Source organism: Chthonomonas sp. (genome assembly GCF_035294165.1).
Classification (GTDB): Bacteria; Armatimonadota; Chthonomonadetes; order Chthonomonadales; family Chthonomonadaceae; genus Chthonomonas.
This window is the reverse complement of record NZ_DATGLN010000078.1, coordinates 1-7,211: the sequence shown is the minus strand read 5'-3', so window position 1 is coordinate 7,211 and position 7,211 is coordinate 1. Positions and strand designations below refer to the sequence as shown.

Sequence of the window (7,211 nt, the reverse complement as noted above, 5' to 3'; positions counted from 1 at the left end):
TGCGTTGTTTTCTGTTCTTAGCCACTGAAGGTGTCTCCTTTATTTAGGTTTGGTCTATGCCAAGAGGACTGGGGAGGCCTCTCGAAGGAGGAGGGGTCTGCTCAGGAGCCTCAGAATGGCCGAAGTAAGGTATGCGGTTGTATGGTCTGTGCTCGATGGGTGAGCGGGTTCAGACAATAACAGGATAACACAGGGTTAGGGAGTTTGTCAAGTAGTTTTATGGGTGTTAGGAAAAAATTTTTTGTAGGAGGGTAGTAAGTAAGGGGCAAGATAGTGAAGGTGTTATAGATGAGGGTAAGGGGCGAATAGACAAGTGAGGGAGTGTTCTAGAGGCAGTTTGCGGAGCAAGCCTATCTTGCTCGCCCCCTATCCCCTCCTTTCCCCCGATTCGGGAGGTGCTAGCGCACGGCAAAGCATCGGCCAGAGAGTTAGGCGATAAAGGGAGGGAAACAGGCCGCTTAGGGGAAGGGCGTCGGAGCAGCAGAGACTGCCAATCTCACGGTTCTACAGGCAGTTTGTAGAGCAAGCCAACGTCGTTCGCCCCCTATCCCGTCCTTTCCCCCTATTAGGGAGAAAGGGGGCTATCGCGTTTAGTTTCCACAGGGAAGCTTAGCAAAGAAAACCGCAAGTTAGCTTGTTGGTCTCCCCTCTCCCAAGTTGGGGGAGGGGCGGAGGGGTGGGGGCTGTAGGCATCGGCCTTGAAGAGCCAGTGATACGCCTGTCATTTCGAGCCGAAGGCGAGAAATCTTGCGTTTCACTTCCCACTAGTTCTGAGGACAAGTGCGTGTGCTTTGATAGGTAAGGGCAATGGCTGTAGGGTAACCCTTGAGGAGAGTGGGGGCTTGATGGCAGGAAACATAAAAAAGTTTCTCGAAATCGTTGGGCGTAATCCCTAAACTTGAATGGAGGAAAAGGATGACGAATCGCAACCTTCCCTACGTGCCTCCCCTCTCCCGTCCTACAACGCTAACAGAATGGCAAGCCCAACGCCAGAGAATAAGGCAAACGCTTCTCTCGCTTCTAGGCGATCTCCCTCCGAAGACTACACCTGAAGTCGAGTTGCTCGAACGTGGGCAGCGCGAAGGCATTCCCTTTGAACACTTCCGCTTCCATAACGGCGACCCACTTGGAGGCGCGGGCGCCATCGTGACCGGATACCTCCTCCTGCCACAACGGCAAGACCGACCGGTACCCGCCATCCAATATCTTCATTGGCACGGAGGCGAGTACGATGTGGGGAAAGAGCAACTTTGGCGGCAAGGCAGCCGAGGAATCTTGATCGCCCAAGAGCTTGTATCGCGCGGCTACGTGGTTCTGGCCATAGATGCCTATGGCTTTGGGGAACGTGCCGGCACCGGCCCAGACGGACCGGAGGAACGAGGAGGGCAAGAAGAGGCCTCATGGGCAAAACTGAACCTTTGGTACGGACGCACCTTGTGGGGCATGATGCTTCGAGATGAGCAGCTTGCCCTCGACTACCTGCTTACGCGCCCCGAAGTGGACGGTCAACGCGTCGCCACCATGGGCATGAGCATGGGCAGCACCCGTGCGTGGTGGCATATGGCCTTGGATGAGCGTGTACGGTGCGGCATCGGCATCGCCTGCCTTACCCGCTACCAAGACCTTATTCAAGCAGGCGCCTTGGTCAGCCACGGTATCTACTTTTTCGTACCCAACTTCCTTCGCCATTTCGACACCGAAGCCGTTGTCGCACTATGTGCCCCAAGACCGTTGCTGCTCCTGAACGGCGAACACGATCGAGGCACGCCTGTATCCGGTGTTGAGGCGATCAATGCGGCTGTTGAACCGATATACGCCCTGTATTCCCAACCAACACACTATCGTAGCCTGGTTTACTCTAACGTCGGCCACGAGTGGACACCGGCAATGTGGGAAGAGACACTTCAATGGCTTGAAACGCACTTGTGATTCAGAGCCAATAGCTCGTCTCTGCGAACATGTCTGGGGAATGATACCATTAGCAAAACCAAGAGGCTCAAGTAGGGATGTCTACCTGAGCCTCCTGAGCTTCCGTTGGCCCCGTTACGCTTTAGGCAAACAATGGCAGGTTGGTGAAGCTTCCGTTCAGTATCTTCTGGGAGGAGACGCCAAGCCACTTGTCGAGTAGCGTGGCGTAGACCTGACGGAAGTCCACATTGAATTTCAGGTTGCCGAGATAGAGGTCGTCAAGCGGTGGATACTCGCCATAGAAGCCACCTCGCACGGCCCCACCCATCACAAACAGGCAGCTGCCTGCACCGTGATCCGTTCCGCCGGACGCATTCTCCTGCACCCTGCGCCCGAACTCGGAGAAGGTCACCAACGTTACCCGGTCGGCCACCCCTATCTGCTCTAATTCGGCGTAGAAAGCTGCAAGCGAGTCGGAGAGGTCTTGCAGCAGTCGGGCTTGTGTGGGGAACTGATTGGCATGTGTATCAAAGCCACCGGTTGACACATAGAATATCTTGGTGCCGAGGTCGGCTTTAATCAACTGTGCGATGGTATGCAGGTTGCGGGCAAGTGGCGACATCTGCCCCGTCCGCCCCACATAACTTGGGGCATCCAGTGTGCGGCCTGTTGGGCTGCCCGGCTCATCATCCTGCTGGTTCGCCTCGGCCTGAAGCGCTTTGCGAATGCGTTCGCTACAGGTGTAGGCCTCTAGGCCCAGCTTGCGTACTAGGTCGTCGGTGCTGTTGGCCATGGTGCCCTGCGAATAGAGGGCGGTAAAAGCGGCGATCTCGGCGTTGTGCTCGGCAGGAGCGATCGTCTGCAATTGAAAAGCGTTGGGGTTCTGCATGGAGACAACGGAACCGAAGTCGCTGTAGAGGGCTCGGGGCAGCTCCCCTCCGATGTTGATGCCCGCTAACGGATTCTCTCTAAGGTGCCCGTCGTCATCGAAGTAACGTCCCAACCATCCCTCTCGAACCACCGTTGACACCGGGTCGGCGGTCTGCCATATCTCTTGGCTGCGGAAGTGAGAGAAATTAGGATTGGGATAGCCCACGCCTTGCACAACCGCAACATGCCCTTTTTCAAAAAGCTGCTGTAAAGCCGACATGGAGGGATGCAGCCCAACAGAGTTGGAGATGGGCAACACCTGCTCTTTCGGGATGCCTATGGTGGGGCGGTTCTGATAGTACAGAGGGTTCGTGTAGGGAATCAGCGTGTTTAGCCCGTCATTGCCTCCAAACATCTGCAGCACCACCAGAATGTTTCCCGTCCCTGCCTTCGAGCGACCGTTTTCATCTGTCAGCTCGGCAGCTGCGCGCACCAGGCTGCTAGGAGCCATCATCCCAAACGAAAGGAAGGTTAAACCGTTCCGAATAAATTCACGACGTGTCGTTCGCATAGCTTTATCTCCTCGCTCGTTCCATCGGTTCGCCCTTAAGGCAACGATGGCTTCTTTCGCGTCAAATTCTCCTTCACTTTAAACTAGTTGGTACTCCGGAGTCAGCAGAATTAGGTGAAGCAGACCATGAACTTTCATAAGCTTGGCCGGGGGAATGCGCCCCGTATCCGTGATGGTAAACGGCTGGTACGTGCCCGTTCGATCGGTGTTCATGTAGTTCACCAGAATATCGCGGGTCTTCTCCATTACCGGACGATGGAGCACGCGCTCGGCCAGATAGTCCACAATGGCCTCCGCATCGCGCAGCCGGTTCTCGGCGATCTGTTGCTCCAGACTGGCCAACAAGGGCTGGTTCTCCTCGTTCAGACGGGCAAGCTGCATGGCAAAGTTGAACCGCGCCATTAAAGTGGTGGTGTTGATCCAGGTAAGCCCTCCATCCCATCCTTTCACGCTCGGCGGGTTGAACAGCTCCTGGTTCATTGCCCGCATGGCCGCCGGGAGAAACCGCACAGGAACTTGCGCCCCTGTGGCACGCACGGCGCTGACCACGAAGTCGGTGGGGCTTTTGACCTTGCTCCACATGGCCTTTTCCGAATAGAAAACCGGTGAGCGGAACATGGCTTCAAGAACGGGCTTGATCTCGTAGTTGGATTTGCGAAAAATCTCCGCGAAGGGCCTTACCTCCTCCGGCGTCGGGTTCTCGTGAATGAAGAACTTAAATAGTTTGGTGCAGATGAAGGGGGCACAGGAGGGTTGCTGCATGATGATGTTCACGATGTCGTCCCCGTTGAAGTTGCCCGTTTGTCCAAGGAAGGTCTTTATGCCGTCGTCATGCTGACGGGGGAGAAACACATACTCGCCCGTAAGGCGGTTGAACGTCCAACCGGTAAAGGCCCTACCGCTCTCACGCACGTCCTGCTCCGTGTAGTGGCCGATGCCTAGCGTGAACAGCTCCATCAACTCGCGCGCATAGTTTTCATTGGGGTGCCCCTTACGATTGGTGTTGTTATCGAGATACCAGATCATCGCAGGGTCTTTCGACACGGCTAGGGTGAGGTCATGAAAGTTGCCCACGGCATTGCGACGGAAAAGCTGGTTCTGCTGAAACATCAACCGTGCCGAATTTACCTTGGAATAGGCCGTCGCGAAGTGCCCGTGCCAAAACAGGGTCATCTTCTCCTGCAAGGGCCTATCCGTCTGCACCATGCGGTTGAGCCACCATATCTGCAGGTCGGCGATGTTGTTTTGGGCAAGAATGTCGTTAAGCTGTCGATCCTCCATGGCCTCGAAGGTATCGGGGCCAAGCACCTCGTCGTAGTGGACGAGCTTGTGTATGGTGGCGTCAAAACCCTCTTTCAAGCAGCCGAGCACCGTTTCGCGGTCGGCTCCGAAACCCGCTCGGCGCAACAGATGCGCCATTCTCTGATAATCTTGCGAATGTACCTCTGCACTCATATTTCGTCTCCCATCAGCCCCGAAAGACTGGCGCTATGAATGAGATAGATTCAACGCTTTTCGGCAATTTCTCGCCACGTTGATGATCTTTCAGACGTAGAGGCAAGCAAAAAGTTCTAACGATTTTTCCTTTAGGTAGCAGAGAAACCGGTAAAACTTCCATTGCGCACTCCAAAAGTCTGTGCGACAATAGAATTAGGACAGCGCCGGCCTACGCCCCGAAGCGTAGGACAACATGGGAATCTCGAAGCAAGGGCGAGCAAGAGACATCGAGAGCCTCAAAACAAACGGTATGTCCTAGAGTTCCTGTAAAAAGGAGACCCTAAACGATGTCTATACAGCCCTATACACAAGGTGGATTCTTCTGGCCGAATCCATCGGACGCCAAACCTCTTAAGGCCGATGCGATGGCGCGTGAACAGGCGCTTGGGCAGCAACTCGAACAACAGCTTTCGGCGCGCATTGCACAAATACGGCGGGCTCTCTTCCCACCGTCGGCAACGACAGGCGATACGTCGCCCTACAGCCCAACCACGGCATCCGAAACGGCATCTAGGCTGGATATCGAAGCCTAAAAGGTTTTGCAGCATCGGACGAATCAGGTTCGGCAGCCTTTGTGCGCTTCTAGGTATGGATTGGTTCCTAGGCCTTCTGGCATTGCTCTATGCCCTCGCTCACCACGAGGGCCATTTTTTTGCGTGTGTTGACACTTTCTCAAGCGTGCGCCATAATGAGCGCTAGACGCAGGCACAATATTACGTAAGATTATTTTAATCCAAGCAAGAAAACAAGAGGGCCTGCCACGGACATCCTGATTACATGGAGAACATGATGCGAGGGGAACGAACCCCCGACGCTCTCTCTAGAGCCTTGGCCGAACCTTCACGCCGCGCCATTCTAGAGAGCCTTCAGTTTGGGCGCCGCACGGTGACAGAGCTTGTGCAGGCAACCGGCTTGAAACAACCGAATGTGTCTAACCATTTGGCAAAGATGCGCCAACAAGGCCTTGTACGGGCGGAACGTGTGGGCCGATTTGTCTACTACTCCCTCGCCATGCCCTTCGCCGATGTGCTTCTGCGTATGCATGAGATCGCCGCCTCCTCAACCCCAGCCCTCCAAACCCCTGTTCCAAACTCCTCTCCCGATGCCTCCGCTATGAATGCGTCTTCGCCAGAGCAAGTCGCCTCGTGGCGCCAAACCCTCCTCGATGCGCTCTTGCGAGGAGATGAATCCACTGCAGTCATCCTCATTAACTCCATGCTCGCCCAAGGCGTCGCAATGCCCTTTATCTATGAGGAAATCTTTCAGTTTTGCTTACAAGCGATCGGTGAAATGTACCAACAGGGGCTTACCGATGAAGCACACGAACATCTTGCCTCGGCCATCGTCGAGCGGCTTATGGCTCGGATCGCCCAATTCTATACCCCCATCGCTCTTGTGGGATGCCGCGCCGTGTTGGGCTGCGTTGCGGGGAATTGGCATCAGCTCGGCCTACGTATGATCGCCGATGGCCTGCATGCCCTCGGATGGGAGACCCTCTTTTTAGGGGCAAACGTTCCCACCCCCAGTTTCGTGGAGATCGTGCGTTCGGCCAAACCGAACCTTGTGGTTGTCTCCGTCGCCATGCAGGAGCAGTGGGAGGAGGCTCAGCGCCTACTGCAACACCTCAAAGAGCTGCGCCAACATCATTCGTTCCTTATCGCCGTAGGCGGCCACTATATTGACGACCACCCCGAGCGCGTTCCGCATGAGGAAGGTTTTCTAACGGCCCCTACCCTCTCGCGTTTTTTAGAGTACATCCGTGCCCGCTGGCCAAAAGGATGTTATGAGGAGAAAGAGGAACCTTTCGACGGCAACGACGCATCCGATAGACCTTCGGGAACCTTTACCCCTCCCTCGGCAAGTACTAATTAGTACAGAACGTTGGCGTTTGAACAAATTGGGTAAATAGGCAGTCAGAAGAACCGTCGCTCCGTTGATTTTGGGCGCAGCGCATCTCAATGAGAACGTATATTGATCTAAAGGCCAAAAACCCATAATAGTTGTAAGGGTAACCTCCTCGCCCACTTATCGAGGATTATGATATAATCCCTTGAGGAGGACTGAAAAGGCCTTTATCAAAGAGCAGAGGCTCGAAATAACAAGGTCGTTTTGACAATCTAGTCCCTTCGGCGTGCGGGTACTCGCACCGATGGGGCTTTTCGCTTTAAGGGGTAATTGCCCTCAAATCGAAACAGAACAATTCATCACGAAAACCAAAATAGTACGTTTGCATACTGTAAGGCAGACAGCAGGAGGCTGTATGAAGATGACAGGCACAAGCACCACCGACTTCCTGAAAAGGATGTCTGAACAACGTGCCCATGAACGCGAATTGGCGTGGGAAGGGACCTTTGCCGACTATCTC

Annotated in this window: 5 protein-coding genes; 3 read left to right on the top strand and 2 right to left on the bottom strand. The window is 54.7% G+C overall.

Annotated features, from left to right (window positions below; genetic code table 11):
• Positions 1 to 915: 915 nt before the first annotated feature.
• Positions 916 to 1,929, top strand: a complete 1,014-nt coding sequence (locus VKV29_RS04165) for an alpha/beta hydrolase family protein (protein ID WP_324200044.1) — start codon at positions 916 to 918, stop codon at positions 1,927 to 1,929.
• Between the two features lie 121 nt (positions 1,930 to 2,050).
• On the opposite strand, the gene VKV29_RS04160 is transcribed toward VKV29_RS04165, so the two are convergent.
• Both VKV29_RS04160 and VKV29_RS04155 read right to left on the bottom strand, forming a co-directional pair.
• Entirely contained in the window at positions 2,051 to 3,349 is a 1,299-nt protein-coding gene (locus VKV29_RS04160; RefSeq protein WP_324200043.1) for a DUF1501 domain-containing protein, read from the bottom strand.
• Positions 3,350 to 3,427: 78 nt separating this feature from the next.
• Positions 3,428 to 4,804: a DUF1800 domain-containing protein gene (locus VKV29_RS04155; protein WP_324200042.1), complete on the bottom strand. Its 1,377-nt coding sequence runs from the start codon at positions 4,802 to 4,804 to the stop codon at positions 3,428 to 3,430.
• 329 nt (positions 4,805 to 5,133) lie between these two features.
• On the opposite strand from VKV29_RS04155, the gene VKV29_RS04150 reads away from it, so the two are divergent.
• Both VKV29_RS04150 and VKV29_RS04145 read left to right on the top strand, forming a co-directional pair.
• Entirely contained in the window at positions 5,134 to 5,379 is a 246-nt protein-coding gene (locus tag VKV29_RS04150) for a hypothetical protein (protein ID WP_324200041.1), read from the top strand.
• A gap of 253 nt (positions 5,380 to 5,632) precedes the next feature.
• Positions 5,633 to 6,718, top strand: a complete 1,086-nt coding sequence (locus VKV29_RS04145; RefSeq protein WP_324200040.1) for a metalloregulator ArsR/SmtB family transcription factor — start codon at positions 5,633 to 5,635, stop codon at positions 6,716 to 6,718.
• Positions 6,719 to 7,211 lie beyond the last annotated feature (493 nt).